The 14,230-nt window shown below is 64.3% G+C and carries 14 protein-coding genes; 4 read left to right on the forward strand and 10 right to left on the reverse strand.

Features of this window, described 5'->3' with window-relative positions:
- Nucleotides 1-60: 60 nt before the first annotated feature.
- The 10 genes from JQ604_RS04630 to JQ604_RS04675 form a co-directional block, all read right to left on the reverse strand.
- The gene (locus JQ604_RS04630; protein ID WP_249157992.1) at nt 61-1,041 is read right to left on the reverse strand and encodes a hypothetical protein; all 981 of its coding nucleotides are present in this window, start codon (nt 1,039-1,041) and stop codon (nt 61-63) included.
- Entirely contained in the window at nt 1,041-1,817 is a 777-nt protein-coding gene (locus JQ604_RS04635; protein ID WP_212353618.1) for a creatininase family protein, read from the reverse strand. The genes JQ604_RS04630 and JQ604_RS04635 overlap by 1 nt, the downstream gene beginning before the upstream one ends.
- Before the next feature lie 12 nt (nt 1,818-1,829).
- Nucleotides 1,830-2,615 (reverse strand): HvfC/BufC N-terminal domain-containing protein, encoded by a 786-nt coding sequence (locus tag JQ604_RS04640; protein WP_212353621.1) that lies wholly within the window; start codon nt 2,613-2,615, stop codon nt 1,830-1,832.
- Entirely contained in the window at nt 2,612-3,508 is an 897-nt protein-coding gene (gene bufB, locus JQ604_RS04645) for an MNIO family bufferin maturase (protein ID WP_212353624.1), read from the reverse strand. Before bufB ends, JQ604_RS04640 begins: the two co-directional genes overlap by 4 nt.
- Before the next feature lie 98 nt (nt 3,509-3,606).
- Nucleotides 3,607-3,864 carry a BufA2 family periplasmic bufferin-type metallophore gene (gene bufA2, locus JQ604_RS04650; RefSeq protein ID WP_212353627.1) on the reverse strand — a complete coding sequence of 86 codons (258 nt, stop codon included), beginning with the start codon at nt 3,862-3,864 and terminating at the stop codon, nt 3,607-3,609.
- Nucleotides 3,865-4,062: 198 nt separating this feature from the next.
- The gene (gene bufA2 / locus JQ604_RS04655) at nt 4,063-4,326 is read right to left on the reverse strand and encodes a BufA2 family periplasmic bufferin-type metallophore (RefSeq protein WP_212353630.1); all 264 of its coding nucleotides are present in this window, start codon (nt 4,324-4,326) and stop codon (nt 4,063-4,065) included.
- Nucleotides 4,327-4,617: 291 nt separating this feature from the next.
- On the reverse strand, nt 4,618-6,408 hold the full coding sequence (locus JQ604_RS04660; RefSeq protein WP_212353635.1) for a thioredoxin domain-containing protein: 1,791 nt from the start codon (nt 6,406-6,408) through the stop codon (nt 4,618-4,620).
- Between the two features lie 86 nt (nt 6,409-6,494).
- On the reverse strand, nt 6,495-6,959 hold the full coding sequence (locus JQ604_RS04665) for a DoxX family protein (protein WP_212353638.1): 465 nt from the start codon (nt 6,957-6,959) through the stop codon (nt 6,495-6,497).
- Between the two features lie 114 nt (nt 6,960-7,073).
- Entirely contained in the window at nt 7,074-7,805 is a 732-nt protein-coding gene (locus JQ604_RS04670; RefSeq protein WP_212353641.1) for a cytochrome c biogenesis CcdA family protein, read from the reverse strand.
- A gap of 263 nt (nt 7,806-8,068) precedes the next feature.
- Entirely contained in the window at nt 8,069-8,815 is a 747-nt protein-coding gene (locus JQ604_RS04675; RefSeq protein WP_249157993.1) for a FadR/GntR family transcriptional regulator, read from the reverse strand.
- 168 nt (nt 8,816-8,983) lie between these two features.
- Between JQ604_RS04675 and JQ604_RS04680 the strand changes: the two genes are divergently transcribed.
- The 4 genes from JQ604_RS04680 to JQ604_RS04695 all read left to right on the forward strand — a co-directional run bounded on the left by JQ604_RS04680 (nt 8,984) and on the right by JQ604_RS04695 (nt 14,219).
- Nucleotides 8,984-10,015 (forward strand): TRAP transporter substrate-binding protein, encoded by a 1,032-nt coding sequence (locus tag JQ604_RS04680; protein WP_212353644.1) that lies wholly within the window; start codon nt 8,984-8,986, stop codon nt 10,013-10,015.
- A gap of 7 nt (nt 10,016-10,022) precedes the next feature.
- Nucleotides 10,023-11,876 carry a TRAP transporter large permease gene (locus JQ604_RS04685; protein ID WP_212353646.1) on the forward strand — a complete coding sequence of 618 codons (1,854 nt, stop codon included), beginning with the start codon at nt 10,023-10,025 and terminating at the stop codon, nt 11,874-11,876.
- Nucleotides 11,877-11,885: 9 nt separating this feature from the next.
- Nucleotides 11,886-12,863 carry an NAD(P)-dependent oxidoreductase gene (locus JQ604_RS04690; RefSeq protein WP_212353649.1) on the forward strand — a complete coding sequence of 326 codons (978 nt, stop codon included), beginning with the start codon at nt 11,886-11,888 and terminating at the stop codon, nt 12,861-12,863.
- Between the two features lie 159 nt (nt 12,864-13,022).
- Complete coding sequence (locus tag JQ604_RS04695) at nt 13,023-14,219, forward strand: ABC transporter substrate-binding protein (RefSeq protein ID WP_249157994.1); 1,197 nt, start codon at nt 13,023-13,025, stop codon at nt 14,217-14,219.
- The last annotated feature ends 11 nt before the right edge of the window (nt 14,220-14,230 follow it).

Raw genomic sequence — 14,230 nt, forward strand, 5'->3', positions numbered from 1 at the left:
CTCGTAACGCGTTGAGTCCGGAATATTCCGCTATCATGCGACCAAAAGCCAGAGCCGCCGTCAGCGCCGCTCGGTGATCGCCTTGCGGATCGCGGCCAGCGGCGCGCTGTCGTCGAACGCGACACTCTCGCCGTTCATTCTCACGCCGAGTTCGCGCCAGAGCGTGGCGAGGTCAGGTGTTACCGGCTTTGGCCCCATCTCATTGTGCAGGCGCGTCAGCACGTCGACGCCGACGGCCTTGTCGGCGGTCGAGAGCACCCGCTCGATCGTCCAGTCCTTCTCGTGATTGCCGCCTGCGGCAATCACGCCGCGCATGGCGTCCTGCAGGCCAAGTTTGTTGTTGGTCGCCTTGCGTATCTCGACATCGGCGAGCAGGCAGAACATCGCGCCACCCCAGTACTTCCGGCCCCAGGTATCGGTATTGTCGAGGCCGCGGTCGCCGGCCTGTGGCAGGCCCTTCGGCATGTCACGCGCCATCGCATGCCAGATCTCGCGCGCGGTGAGGTCGCCGGCCTGCACCCGCGCGATCGGTTCGATGTAGACGGCGAGGCCTTCCGAGAGCCAGCCATAGCGGTCGTCGAGATCGGGCAGCGCGGTGTGCACCATCTCGTGCACCATCACCCAGTCGCGCTTCAGATCGTCTTCGCTGGCGTCGCGTCCGATCGTCACGCGGATCGCGGCACCCCGATAGCCCCAGGTGGTGCCGCCGCGCACCCGCGGCCCATCCACCGGCACAAGCAGCAATCTGAGCGAGTCGACCGGGAAGCGGCCGTAATAGGTCGAGATGGCCCGGGAAGACATCTTCACCCAGTCGAGAATCTTGTCCTTCGGCAGCGCCATCTCGCCGGGCGCGAAGCCGACATGGATGACGCCGTTCGGTACGTCGATATCGGTCTTTCGCAGGCGATCAAAGGCATCATAGGGCATGCGATCGCCGCGCATGAATTCGGACTGTGCCTCGGCGCGGGACGAAGCGACCCCTGCGAGTGTTGCCGCGGACAGCATTATCGCCGTGATCCAGCGAAGGAGCAGGGCACGCATCATCGCTTCGCTCGCGCCGGTGAGGCACGCGCCTTCTCCAGGAGGAGCGCGTCGACCTGTTCATGGAGATCATCGAGGATTGCGGACAGCAATGCCTCGCCTTTTGCCAACGTCGCCAGCGTCGGGTCGCCGTAGCTGCCGGAACGGCTGTAGTTCGGCGAGGCTGGGTTGGTTGGCGTCAGGCGGCCGGGCGTATCGCGTGGGACGGCGGGGCTCGCCTCGGCGCGCGCCATGTCGACCAGTCCGGGAGCGAGCGCGAGCATCAGCGAAGTCTCGAGTTCGTCGGCGTGGCTGCCGTGGCTCTGCTGGCAGAGTTCTTCACGGACGTGGCGATAGCGGGGGCCGTCGTAGATGCGCAGATGCGACACCTTGCGTGAGCCAAGTTGCTCCAGCGCGCGCTCGACAGGTGCCAGTGTGCTGATGCCGGTGTTGAGCACGAACAGCAGCTCGCAGCCATGACGAAGAATTCCGGCTGCGATCTCCTGCACCATCGCTTCGAATGTGGAGCTGGAGAGGCTGGCGCTGCCCGAATACGCGACGAACGCGGGATAATGGCCATAAGTCACGGCCGGCCAGATCAGCGCATCGATGCGGGCGGCGAGCTTTGCGGCGAACCATTCGGCCTGCACCTGATCCGTATTCAGCGGCAGATGAAAGCCGTGCTGCTTGGCCGCAGCCCCGATCGGCAGGATCGCCGGATTGCCGGCCGCGATCCGTCGCGCGACCTCATTCCAGGTGAGGTGCGCGATGAAGAAGGTATCGCCCTCGGTGCCCATGCGGCTGGCCCTTCATTCGGGGACGCTAGCGCCGGTCAGAAGTCCGGCCGTGATCCAGCCATGCAGATAGCCGGCGCCGCGCGCGGCTGCTCCGTCGGGATCGTCATAGGTCGCAAGCATCTCGCAGAGCACGCCGAAGGGGATGCCGTTGGCGGCCTCGTCCCACATCATGGCCTCCTCGATCGGGATTTCGCGGAACATGGGTGTGGTGTCCTGCCGCCAGATCAGCAGTCGCGACGGCTCTCCAAGCGTCGCTGCCTCGGGCGGTGTTTCCCCGTTCTTCAGGGCCATCCAGATCACGGCGGCATTGGTCGCGACGTCGAGCCTGATCGCGCTCGGATGCGGCGTAAAGACGAGATCGTTCCACTGCTGCGGCGCAAATCCCGCCATCGCCTCCAGTACGAGCACGTCGCCTTCGCCGGCATCGAAGGCATCGTTGAGCGCCTTCTCCAGCGCGGCGAGGTCGGACAACACGGGATACTTGCTGTAAGGCTCCGCCGACTTCAGGAAATCGGGCAGCCCTTGCGAGAACCAACGCAGGTTCGGGTGCTCCGACGGCCTCGCCTTGACATAGGCATGGCCCATCTCGTCAAAGGTCTCGTCGCCGAGATAGGAATGCAGCAGCTCATGGTCGCTGCGCATCGCCTCGACCAGGCGTGAGCTGTAGGCGTAGCGGTAGACGCCGAACAGGGTTTGCCGCGTCTCCCTGGGGCTGTCTAGAATTTCGGCCAGGATATTATCGTCGCCGGTCAATATGGACCGCTGGAATTCGGCCTGTTGCCGCGCGAAATCGCTCATCGCGCCGATGCGCCTTCGGGCAAGATCTTCCCGGCGATCTCGCGGGTGCGGTTCACCTCGTCCAGCAATTCGTCGAGCGGCGGAATGTTGTCGTCGCGCTCGATCATGGTCGAAACGCGGCCGAAGCGCTTCAGCGCCGCGGCATAGAGATCCCAGACATCCTCGCAGACGGGATGATCGTGGGTGTCGATGATATGCGTCCCCATGTGGCTGTGGCCGGCCATGTGGAACTGCACCACGCGATCGGCTGGAATGCCCTCGAGGAAACTCAGCGGGTCATAGCCGTGGTTGAAGGCGCTGACATAGACGTTGTTGATGTCGAACAGCAGCCAGCAGCCGGAGCGGCGCGACAGCTCCGAGAGGAATTCCCATTCCGTCATCTCGGAATTACTGAACTGCACGTAGGTTGAGACATTCTCGAGCACGAGCGCGCGGCCGAGATAGTCCTGCACCAGCTGGACGCGGCTGACGACGTGATCGAGCGCTTCCCGCGTGTAAGGGATCGGCAGCAGATCGTGCAGGTTCTTGCCGTGCACGCCGGTCCAGCAGAGATGATCCGAAATCCATTTTGGCTGCACGCGTAAGGCGAGTTGCTTCAGGCCCTGCAGATAGTCGAAATTCGGCGGCGCGGTGGAAGCGATCGACAGCGACACACCGTGCATCACCACGGGGTAGCGTTCGCATATCCGATCGAGGATGCGCAGCGGCCGGCCGCCGGGCAGCATGTAATTCTCGCTGATCACCTCGAACCAGTCGATCGGCGGATTGCCGTTGAGGATTTCGTCGTAATGCTGCGCGCGCAAGCCGAGACCGAAACCAAGGAACGGCGGCCTGGCTGATGAGCGCTCTGCGCGCGCCGTCGGCTCGTCCGGCAACCGGCTTGCGACGTTCATGGCACCTCCGCCCTTCCGGCGCCGAGCTCGCGGCGCCTGCGCCAAAACTATCATGCAAACGAGGCCCGGCCTACACCGGGCCGCGCTTGATCCGATACTCAACCGGCCTTGAACTTGCCCTTTGCCGCGGTGCAATCGGCCTTGGTCATCTCGGCGAAGCCCTGACCTTTGCAGGCGTTCTGGCCCTTGCAAGCATGATTGCCGCCCTTGCAGGCGCTCTGGCCCTTGCAGGCATTTGCGCCAACGCACTTGCCTTCGCCTGCTGCGTAGCTGGTGCTCGACACCACGGCGCCCGCCAGGAACAGAGTGGCTGCAGCGGCGGCAAGTGCGGCTCCGGACTTGGTCGTAACCTTCATGGTCATCTCCTGAGAAGAAGTTTGAAGGTGCGCCGCCCCGCAAGCCTTGTCGGTTCCGGCTCAGAAGGCTGCACCCGGGGATAGCTACGCGCGCAACGTGCTCCAGGTTACACACCTGTTAGCAATTATTTTCAACAACGGGAGATGAAGAAGGCCCGGCAGCGACGCCGGGCCTTCGGGTGCGTCCGATCGGAACGATCAGCCCTTCACATACTTGCCGCCCTGCGCCATGCACTGCTTCTCGGACGTCATAGAGAAGCCGTTGCCCTTGCATGCGTTCAGGCCCTTACAGGCATTGGCGCCGCCCTTGCAGGCGCTCTGGCCCTTGCAGGCGTTGCCGGCCATGCACTTGCCCATCGCGGCATTCGCCGGCGATGACGTGGTCGAGACCACGGAGCCGGCGAGAAACAGGGTGGCGGCAGCGACAGCGAGCGTCGCACCGGGCTTGGAATTGAGCTTCATGACGTCTCCTCGATGATTGTGTGACAACAACAGGCACGCTGTGAACGTCCGATGATCGCTCGATCACGGCCGCACAACGAATGGATCGGAAAACAATCGGATCGCGGTGTGCTGGAGGTTCGCTTCCCTCGATCTGATTGCTCATCCAGAAACAGCTACGGGGTGTCCGGCGATTTGGTTACACAGTTTCAAAAGAAAATCTTTTTGTCGGGTTGGACATCCCGACCGAGCCAAATCCCGCGGCCGCGAGAAGCTCCTTCGCCGGCTCGCTGCGTTGCACAACGCTGTGCATCAGTTCTGCGCTGCGCGCGCCGGCTTCAGCTTGGCCATCTGGGTCACATTGGTCTGCAGTTCGGCACCGTTGAACGCCGGGAAGGAGCAGATGCGGTTGCTGCATGCAAAGGCCGCGGGCTCGCCGAGGTCGGGGTATTCGACGTCGGGGTTTGGCAGCTTGCCCTCGCGCGGATCGAGCCATTCCAGTCGCTTGTAGCGGGCCGGCAGGGCGCGGGCGATCGCGTGCAAAGCTTGCGCGCGGCTGTCGTCCTTGTTGCCGACGATCGTCAGGTGCGTCGGCTCCAGGGCCAACTCGTCGTCAGCCAGCAGCACGCCCGGCAGCGGGCGCGGCATGTCTGCTGACGCCGCGGAGAGATAACGCATCGCGTGCGCGGCCTGCTCGCGATAGGCCTCGTTGCCGAAGTAGCGATTCAGCAGGTTCATGACGCGTGCGACTTGTACCTGATCATCGATCAGCTTGGCCGGCTTGGCGAATACGCCACTTTTTCCCTCTGACGTCTTCGAGGTGAAGAAGCCGCCGGCCTCATCGCGGAAAGTAACCACGACATCGCCAGCCCTGGCGGCGGAGGTCAACCAGTCGCGATTTCCGGTCGCCGCGTAGAGATCGAGGAAAGCCTGCGTCATCGCCAGCGTATCGCCGAGGAACGGTCCGCCGCGATCCTTGTCGCCGTGGCGGAAACCCGCGTCCGGCTGCGCACGGTTCGCAAGCACCCATTTCGCCGCGCGCTCCGCGGCGGCCAAGATCTTCGGGTCGTTGGTGACGTTATAATGGGCGGTCAGCCCCGAGATCGCCCAGCCGTTCTCCCGCGCGTAGAGGTTCTTGTCGATGCGGGGCAAGCCAAGCTTGCGGCGCTCGGCGTCGGATAGCGCGTAGTATTTGTGACCGTCGGTGTCGTGGTTGAGATCGGCATCCTGGCTGACGTAGAAGGCCCCGTTGGAGTCTTGCAGGAATCCGGTCAGGTAGCGGGCGACGTCGCGCGCCGCAGCAAGATATTTCGGGTCTTTCCATTGCGCATAGGCCTGGCTGTATTGCCGCAGATACTGCGCCTGGAACGACATGATCTTCTCGAAATGCGGATGTGTCCAGGAGCCCGCCTCAGAGTACTGGAACGCGCCACCCCACACCGGATCGATCAGTGCGATCGCCGCATCAAGCGTCTGCCGCACGCGCTTGACCGCGGTGGCATCGCCGGCCTCGGCGCGGCTGAGCGCAAAATCGAGGCTGTCGGCATCGATGTATTTCTGGTTCTCGCCCCAGCCGCCGAGCTTGTCGTCCCAGGATTCGTCGAATGTTTTCGTCAGCTCCGCGCGCTGCTGCTTGCTGAGGAAAGCTGACGTCGCGGGTTTCACCTCGAAGGCCTCGCCGACCGACGGACCGGGCGAGGGATCGTCGATCACCGCCTTGAGCAGCGCCTGCATTCGCTCCGGTTCGATATATCCCCTGATCTTGGCGATCTCGGTCCCGTCGGGGCCGAACACGATGGTGGCCGGCCAACCCCAATCGCCGTAGCGGCTAGACAAATCCGGATTGGCGTCCTGGTCGACGCGAACTGGAAGATACTTATCCGCCAGCAACGCCTGCACCTTCGGATCGGCGTAGGTCGTCTTCTCCATCACGTGGCACCAATGGCACCAGACCGCCTCGAGATCGAGGATGACGAAGCGCTTCTCCGCGGTAGCGCGCGCGAACAGATCCTCGCTCCAGTCGCTCCATTTTGGTCCATCCGCCGCAAGCGCGGGTGAGGCGGTAAATGCGGCGACGATGGCGGCAATGCGGACGAGTTTCATGATGGCTCCCGGATGCGCGTGGCATTGCCAGCTACGCGCTGGCGGACATCGAGGCTCGCGGCGTCACGGGAAAGTGAGGCGCTTCTTTACGTCGACTCCTTCGGATGCCCGGTCGTATTCAACAGCAACCGATCGAGCGAGGCCGCACCGGGACCTGCGATCGCAAGCCACATGAAGGCGGCGAAGTAGGTTGCTTCCTCGAAGCCGAGCAGCGTTTCCAGCGAATCGACATCGCCCCATTTGGCCGACTTGATCGCCACGATCATCACCACCGCCAGCATTGCGGCCGGGATTCGGGTGAACAGGCCGAGGATCAGCATCGCGCCGCCGAAGAATTCGACGCCGGAGACGAAGGGCGTGAGGATGTTCGGGAAAGGTATGCCCCAGCCGACAAAATTCTCGGTGACCTGGGCCAGGTTGGTGAGCTTGCCCCAACCGGCCAGCATGAAGGTGTAGCCGACGATCAGGCGCATGATCAGTGGACCTGCCCAAGAGAAATAAGAGGCGATCCGCGCGGGCAGCAAGATTAGCAAATTGACGATGAAATTCATGGAACCCCCTCCAGAATGCCGTCACTCGATGAGCACGCAGCATAGGGCCGAACCCAGAGCTACGGCCGCATCATGGAGAGAGTTTCGCGCGCGCCGCCCGCTTGTTACGTGGCGTCAGCCGATATTTTGCAGCGCCGGAAAGGTCTCGAGCAGCCAGACGCTGACATTGGAGACGGCGCCGGTGAGGAAGCCGATGCCGGTGATCACCATCAGCACGCCCATCGCGCGCTCGACCGTGTCGAGATGCCGCTTCATCCGCGCAAACAGCGAGGAGAACTGCTTGATCATGACGGCCGCGAGCAGGAAGGGAATGCCAAGGCCGGCCGAGTAGACCGCCAGCAGTCCGGCGCCCTTGGTGACGGTGGCTTCCGCCGCCGCGATCGACAGGATCGCCGCCAGGATCGGCCCGATGCAGGGCGTCCAGCCGAACGCGAAGGCCAGCCCCATCACATAGGCGCCCCACATCCCGACCGGCTTCGGCGCCGTCATCCGCCCCTCGCGCATCAGAAGCCCGATCCGGGTGACGCCGAGGAAGTGCAGGCCCATGATGATGATGACGATGCCGGCGAGGATCGACAGCTCGGCCGACCACGCCCGCACCAGCGAGCCGACGAAGGAGGCGCTGGCGCCGAGCGCCACGAACACGGTCGAGAAGCCGAGCACGAACATCAGCGCGGCTGCCATCACCGCCCGCTTGGAGGCCTGCGTGGCGCCATCCTGGTTGACCTGCTCGATGGTCGCGCCGGTCAGGTAGATCAGATAGGGCGGCACCAGCGGCAGCACGCAGGGCGACAGGAAGCTGACGAGACCCGCAATCAGCGCCGCGGAGATGGAGACTTCGTGCATCAAGAGACCTTGGAAGAGATATAGACCTTGTCTTGGCGTCTACGGAGCCAACAATCCAGAAGTTTCCTCACCAATTGGTTCAACTATGGTCACAGGGCCGTGTCCGGACGATGGGGATGCAGCGCGTGCATCAAATTCAGGGCCGTAGGGTGGGCAAAGGCGCGCTTGCGCCGTGCCCACCATTCCCGGCGTGCTCGTGATGGTGGGCACGCTGCGCTTTGCCCACTCTACGGCTGGCTTTCGCCAGGGCGACGGGGGAGGGATCACCGCTTCCTTGCAGGCCGCTTCGCAGGCGCATCGAACGCGTGGCCCCTGATCCGCACGAGATCGTCGGCGGAATTGGTCAGCAGCACATGCGTCGCCGTGCGGGCCGCCTCCGCATCCCCGGCCGCAATGGCATCCAGCACCGCGCGATGCTCGACCAGCGCGCGCGGACGGTGGGTGCCGGTCGCGGCAATCGAAAAACTCTGGCGCAGGGTGATGTCGAACATCTGGGCGATCGGCCAGAAGAACTCGTTGCGGGTGGCGAAATAGATCGCCTGGTGGAAGGCGATATCCGAGGTGACGAACTCTTCGTTCGTCTTCGCCGCGGCCATGCCCTCCCAGCCGGCGCGAATCCGCGCGACATCGTCCTCGGTCGCATGCGTCGCCGCAAATGACGCCGCAGCCGGCTCGACCGCGGTGCGCAGCTGGAACAGTTTCGCGAGGTAGCGATCCATATCGGCGGTTTCGAGATGCCAGCGCAGCACGTCGGGATCGAGTTGGTTCCACTGCTCGGGCGGACGCACCCGCGTGCCGCTCTTCGGGCGCGACTCGATCAGCCCCTTGCCGGTCAGCGTGCGCATCGCCTCGCGCACCACGGTGCGGCTGACATCCATCATCTCGCAGATCTGCATTTCCGGCGGCAGCGTCTCGCCGACGCCGATGTCGCCGCGCACGATGCTGCTGCCGACCCGGTCGGTGACCTGGCTGTGCACGTTGCGGCGCAACGCGTCGGATGTGCGGAACATCGAAGAGCCTCGCTGCGGTCGATGCGCGCGCATGCAGGGCATGGACTTGCGCAACCCGGTTGCGCCCTTGCGCAACCTGGTTTCTTTTGTCATACATTAAGACAAATAGACTGCCAAGCTCTGCTGCCGTGCGCGGTCAAAGTCAAAAACAAATCGGGGAGAAGCGTTATGGGGTCGAAGCTCGTCAGCCGTCGTCTCGTCCTGCAATCGTCATTGGCCGGAGCCAGCTGGCTCGCCGCTTCCCCCGCCATCATCGGCCGCGCCGAGGCCGCTGCCATGAAGATGCGCTGCTCCTCGTCGCTGCCCAACGATCCCAAATTCGCCAATGGCCGCGTCTACTACGACAATCTGGTCAAGAGCCTGAAGGCCAACGGTCTCGGTGAGCAGATCGACGTCACCTTCTTCCCGGACAACCAGCTCGGCCAGGAGATCGACGTCATCAACTCGGTGAAGCTCGGCGTGATCGACCTGATGGTGTCGGGCTCGTCGATCTCGGCCAACCTGGTGCCGCTCGTCGGCACCTTCGACCTCGGCTATCTCTTCAACAGCTTTCCGCAGCAGACCAAGGCGTTCGACGCCGGCGCGGCCAAGCCGATCGAGGATGCGCTGCAGAAGGGCGCCAATATCCGCATCATCGCCTGGGCCTATAATTTCGGCTCGCGCAGCGTGCTGGCGAAGAAGCCGGTGAAGACGCCGGAGGATCTCGCCGGGCTCAAGATCCGTACCCTGCCGAACCCGATCATCACCGAGTGCCTGCGCCTGATGGGCGCAGCCGCGACGCCGCTGGCGTTCGGCGAGATCTACACCGCGCTTCAGGCCGGCGTGCTCGACGGCCTCGAGCATGATCCGCCGACCATCCTGGCCAGCAAGTTCTACGAGACCTCGAAGCACTACGCGCTGACCCAGCACAATTTCTCGCCGCTCGCGATCTATTTCAGCGACACGACTTTCAACCGGATGGATCCGAAGCTGCGCGAAGGCTTCCTCGATGCCGCGAAGAAAGCCGCTTCCGACACCCGCACCCATGGTCTCGCGGTCGAGAAGGAAGCGCTTAGCGCGCTGGCGGAGAAGGGCGTCACCGTCGTCGAATGCGACAAGGAGGCGTTCCGCAAGCGCGTGCTGCCGCAGACCGACAATTTCATCAAGGCGCGGCCCGAAGCCAAGCCGGTGGTCGACGCGATCCGCGCAACGCAAGCCTGAGGCTGATATGTCTGTGGCTGCAGCCGCACCGTCCAGCGGCTACCGGATCACGGCGCCGCTGCTTCACCTCAGCGACGCCATCGCGGCGGTCCTGCTCGCCGCCGATTTGGTCGTGGTCTGCGTCTCCGTGCTGTTGCGTTTCCTGTTCAACGCGCCGGTCGAATGGTCCGACGACGTCGCCCGCGGCCTGATGGTCGGCTCGAGCTTCTTCGGCGCGGCGAGCGCGCTGGCCCGCAGCGAAAATCTCGGCGTCGCCTTCTTCATCGATAGGCTGCCATCGGGCACGCGACGCGTGGTCGATTCCGTCGGCGCGCTGCTGGTCACGATCGTGTCCGGCTACGTCGCCTTCAACGCCATCAAGATGGGCTGGCTCACCAGCGGCCAGACCTCGGGCTCCGGCCTGCCGCTGGAGTGGACGTTCTATCCGATGGGCGTCGGCGCGCTGTTCATGACGGTGTTCGCCTTCGAGCTGTTCTGCAGCCGGCGGGTCAGCGACATGATCGCCGGCATTGTCGCGACCGGGATCATCGTCGGCATCTATCTCGCCTGGGATGCGCTGGCGCCAAATTCCGTGCCCTCGTCGCAGGCGCTGATGCTGGTCGGATTTTTCCTCACTCTGTTCGGCGGCCTGCCGATCGGCTTTGCGCTGGCGCTCGCTGCGCTGATCTTCATCTGGGTCGAGGGCACGCTGCCCGGCGTGATCTTCGCCCAACAGATGGCGCGCGGCATCGATAATTTCGTGCTGCTGGCGATCCCCTTCTTCATCCTGGTCGGCTACCTCATGGAATCCAACGGCATGTCGGTGCGGCTGATCGAGCTGTTGCAGCGCGCGGTTGGGCGGATGCGCGGCGGGCTCAACGTCGTCATGGTGATGTCGATGGTGCTGTTCTCGGGCATCTCCGGCTCCAAGATGGCCGATGTCGCCGCGGTTGGCTCGGTGCTGATCCCCGCAGCGCGCCGCTCGCGGCAGAATCCCGGCGGCGCCGTGGCGCTGCTCGCGGCGTCCGCTGTGATGGCGGAGACGATCCCGCCATGCATCAACCTGATCATCCTTGGCTTCGTCGCCAACCTCTCGATCGGCGGATTGTTCGTCGCGGGCATGTTCCCCGCCGCGCTGATGGCGGCGGCGCTGATCGCGGTCTCGATCATCTTCGGCAAGCGTCCGGCCGTGACCGAGGAGGCCGAGCCGCGCAGCACGGTCACGGGCCTCTGGACCGGCGCGATCGCATCCTTCGGCCTGATCTTCATGATCTTCTTCGGCTTCAAGAGCGGCTTTGCCACCGCAACCGAGATCTCGGCTTTCGCCGCGGTCTATGCCATCGCGGTCGGCAGTCTGCTGTTCCGCGAGCTGAGCTGGCGGGGCCTTGCGCATTGCATGGTCAATTCGGCGACGCGCTCGGGGCTGGTGCTGTTCATCGTCGCCGCCGCGCAGTCGCTCGCCTTCATCCTGACCCTGCAGCAGGTGCCGCATACGGTCGGCGACTTCATGCTGGCGATCTCGGGCAGCCATGGCGTCTGGCTGTTCATGCTGATGTCGATCGTGGTGCTGGTGGTGATGGGCTCGGTGCTGGAAGGCGCCGCGGCGCTGATCATCTTCGGGCCGCTGCTGCTGCCGGTCGCGGTCAAGCTCGGCATCGATCCCCTGCATTTCGGCGTCGTGCTCGTCATCGCGATGGGCCTCGGGCTCTTCGCTCCGCCACTCGGCCTTGGCCTTTATGGCGCCTGCCTGATCGGCAATGTGCCGATCGAGCAGACCATCAAGCCGATCATGGGTTATCTCGGCCTGCTGCTGCTGTGCCTGCTGGTGATCGCCTTCGTCCCCGTGATCTCAACCGCGCTGCCGCACGCGATGGGTTATTAGGAGGTCCCTGTGAAAGTCCTGCTCGCCCACACCCCGCCGATGCGCCGCGACTATTACGGCGAGCGCAGCCTCGCCGGCCTGCGCGCGATCGCCGACGTCAAGCTGCATGAGGGCGAGATCGCGCTCGACGCGGCGGCTCTGGTCAAGGCAGCCGAGGATGTCGAGGTCATCGTCGCCGATCGCATGACGCAAGGCCCGGGCGAGATCTTTCCGCGACTGCCAAAACTGCGCGCCTTCGTCCGCTGCGCCGTCGACATCCGCAACATCGATGTCGCGGCGGCCTCCAGCGTCGGCGTGCTGGTGACGCAGGCGAGTCCCGGCTTCGTCCAGTCGGTCGCTGAGCTCGCGATCGGTTTCATGGTCGATCTGTCGCGCGGCGTCTCGCGCGCCACCGCCGACTATCACGCCGGCAGGATGCCCGAGGTCGTGATGGGCCGGCAGCTCGCCGGAAGCACTATCGGCATCATCGGCTATGGCAGCATCGGCCGCTATCTCGCGGGCATCGCAAAAGCGCTGGGCATGCAGGTGCTGGTCGCCGATCCCTTTGTCAAGATCGACGATGCCGCGATCCAGCATCTGCCGCTCGACGATCTCTTGGCGCGCGCCGACTATGTCGTCTGCCTCGCCATCGCCAATGAGCAGACCGAGAATCTGATCGGACCGGCCGCGCTGGCGCGGATGCAGCCACATGCCGTGTTCATCAATCTGTCGCGCGGCAATCTCGTCGACGAAGCGGCGCTCGCCGCGGCGCTGCGCGAAAAGCGGATCGCAGGCGCGGCAATGGATGTCGGCCGCGCGCTCGACCAGATGCCGTCGCTGGACCTGGCAAAGCTTCCCAACGTGATCGCGACCCCGCATGTCGGCGGGCTGACGCCGCAGGCGATCGAGCATCAATCGGCGGAAACCGTGCGCCAGGTGGCGAAGATCGTCGCCGGCGAGGCGCCGGTCGGCGCCGTCAATGCGGATCGCTGGACGCGGAAGCCATGAGCGTCGCGCGCATGATCATTCCGGCACGAGGGCTGGACAAGCTGTTCGCATCGGGCTCAAACTTGGACGCGTAAAACCCCGGCCATGAGCCGCGGAAAATCAATGATGGACGTCCCGCAATCAACGACGGGCGCCAAAAGGGAACAGGGAGTGCATCACATGGCTATCTCTCGTCGTGACGTTTTATTGGGCAGCGCCGGCGCGATCAGTGCGGCATCCTTCTCCTTCCCGGCTCCGGCCATCGCACAGTCCGAACCGATCAAGGTCGGCTGCCTCGCGGCGATGACCGGGCCGAGCTCGGCGCCGACCATCGGCTTCAACCGCGGCGTCAATTTCGCGGTCGATGCCATCAACAATGCGGGCGGCGTCAAGGGCCGCAAGCTCGAGCTATTCATGCGCGACACCCAGGGCGATCCGACCAAGGCGGTCAACGCCACGCAAGAGTTGATCAGCCAGGCCAAGGTGCATGCGATGTGGGGCCCGCTGAATTCCGGCGAGGCGCTGGCGACGACGCCGATCATGGGCCGCGCCAAGATGCCCAATCTTCACCCCTGCGTGGTGGAGAGTCTGATCGATCCTGTGAAATTCCCCAATGCGTTCCGGATCGCGCCGTCGAACAACCAGTGGGACGATGCGGTGCGCAATTATTGCCTGAAGATCCTCAAGGTGAAGAAAGTCGCCGTGATCGGCGACACCACCGGCTATGGCGTCACCGCGGTCGGTGCCTCCGTGGCGGCCTTCAAGAAGGACGGCGCCGAGGTCGTCTATCAGGCCAATGTCGATTCGACCCAGCCGGACATGACGCCGGACATGCTGCGTGCCAAGAATGCCGGCGCGGAGGCGATCGTGGTGTGGAGCGTCTCGACCGGCATGGAGGCGCGCATGTTCAACGTTCGCGCCACCATGGGCTGGGACGTGCCCTTCGTCGGCCATCCCTCGATGGCCTCGGGCGAGCTCGCCGGTCTCGTGGCGAAGCCCGAGAACTGGAAGAAGGTCTACGCCATCGGCTACAAGAGCTGCAGCTATGACGGTGCCGGCAAGCTGCCGCCGAAGAGCGAGGATCTGGTCGCTCGGCTGACCAAGGCCAACATCGTGCTGAGCGACACGCTGCTGTGGTGGGTCGCCGGCGGCATGGATTGCATCGAGCTGATCGCCAAGGCCGTCGGCGAGAGCGGCGGGACCGACAGCGCCGGGATCATCGCCTACTGGAACACGCTCACGACCTATCCCGGCTATTTCGGCAACTACCGCTTCTCGCCAACCGAGCATAACGGCTATCTCACCGATGAGATCGTGATGTCGGAGGCGTCGACCGCCAAGAACGGCACCTTCGCGCTGGCGCCGGGATACACGTAAAGGTCGGGGAG

The sequence above is a fragment of the Bradyrhizobium jicamae genome, assembly GCF_018130695.1.
GTDB classification, from domain to species: Bacteria; Pseudomonadota; Alphaproteobacteria; order Rhizobiales; family Xanthobacteraceae; genus Bradyrhizobium; species Bradyrhizobium jicamae_B.

Coding starts and splice junctions, on each gene's coding strand:
- JQ604_RS04665 (WP_212353638.1), bottom strand. CDS start 6,959: ATGAATTTCATCGTCAATTTGCTAATCTTGCTGCCCGCGCGGATCGCC.
- JQ604_RS04670 (WP_212353641.1), bottom strand. CDS start 7,805: ATGCACGAAGTCTCCATCTCCGCGGCGCTGATTGCGGGTCTCGTCAGC.
- JQ604_RS04685 (WP_212353646.1), top strand. CDS start 10,023: ATGTCTGTGGCTGCAGCCGCACCGTCCAGCGGCTACCGGATCACGGCG.
- JQ604_RS04675 (WP_249157993.1), bottom strand. CDS start 8,815: ATGTTCCGCACATCCGACGCGTTGCGCCGCAACGTGCACAGCCAGGTC.
- JQ604_RS04640 (WP_212353621.1), bottom strand. CDS start 2,615: ATGAGCGATTTCGCGCGGCAACAGGCCGAATTCCAGCGGTCCATATTG.
- JQ604_RS04660 (WP_212353635.1), bottom strand. CDS start 6,408: ATGAAACTCGTCCGCATTGCCGCCATCGTCGCCGCATTTACCGCCTCA.
- bufA2 (WP_212353630.1), bottom strand. CDS start 4,326: ATGAAGCTCAATTCCAAGCCCGGTGCGACGCTCGCTGTCGCTGCCGCC.
- bufA2 (WP_212353627.1), bottom strand. CDS start 3,864: ATGAAGGTTACGACCAAGTCCGGAGCCGCACTTGCCGCCGCTGCAGCC.
- bufB (WP_212353624.1), bottom strand. CDS start 3,508: ATGAACGTCGCAAGCCGGTTGCCGGACGAGCCGACGGCGCGCGCAGAG.
- JQ604_RS04695 (WP_249157994.1), top strand. CDS start 13,023: ATGGCTATCTCTCGTCGTGACGTTTTATTGGGCAGCGCCGGCGCGATC.
- JQ604_RS04630 (WP_249157992.1), bottom strand. CDS start 1,041: ATGCGTGCCCTGCTCCTTCGCTGGATCACGGCGATAATGCTGTCCGCG.
- JQ604_RS04635 (WP_212353618.1), bottom strand. CDS start 1,817: ATGGGCACCGAGGGCGATACCTTCTTCATCGCGCACCTCACCTGGAAT.
- JQ604_RS04680 (WP_212353644.1), top strand. CDS start 8,984: ATGGGGTCGAAGCTCGTCAGCCGTCGTCTCGTCCTGCAATCGTCATTG.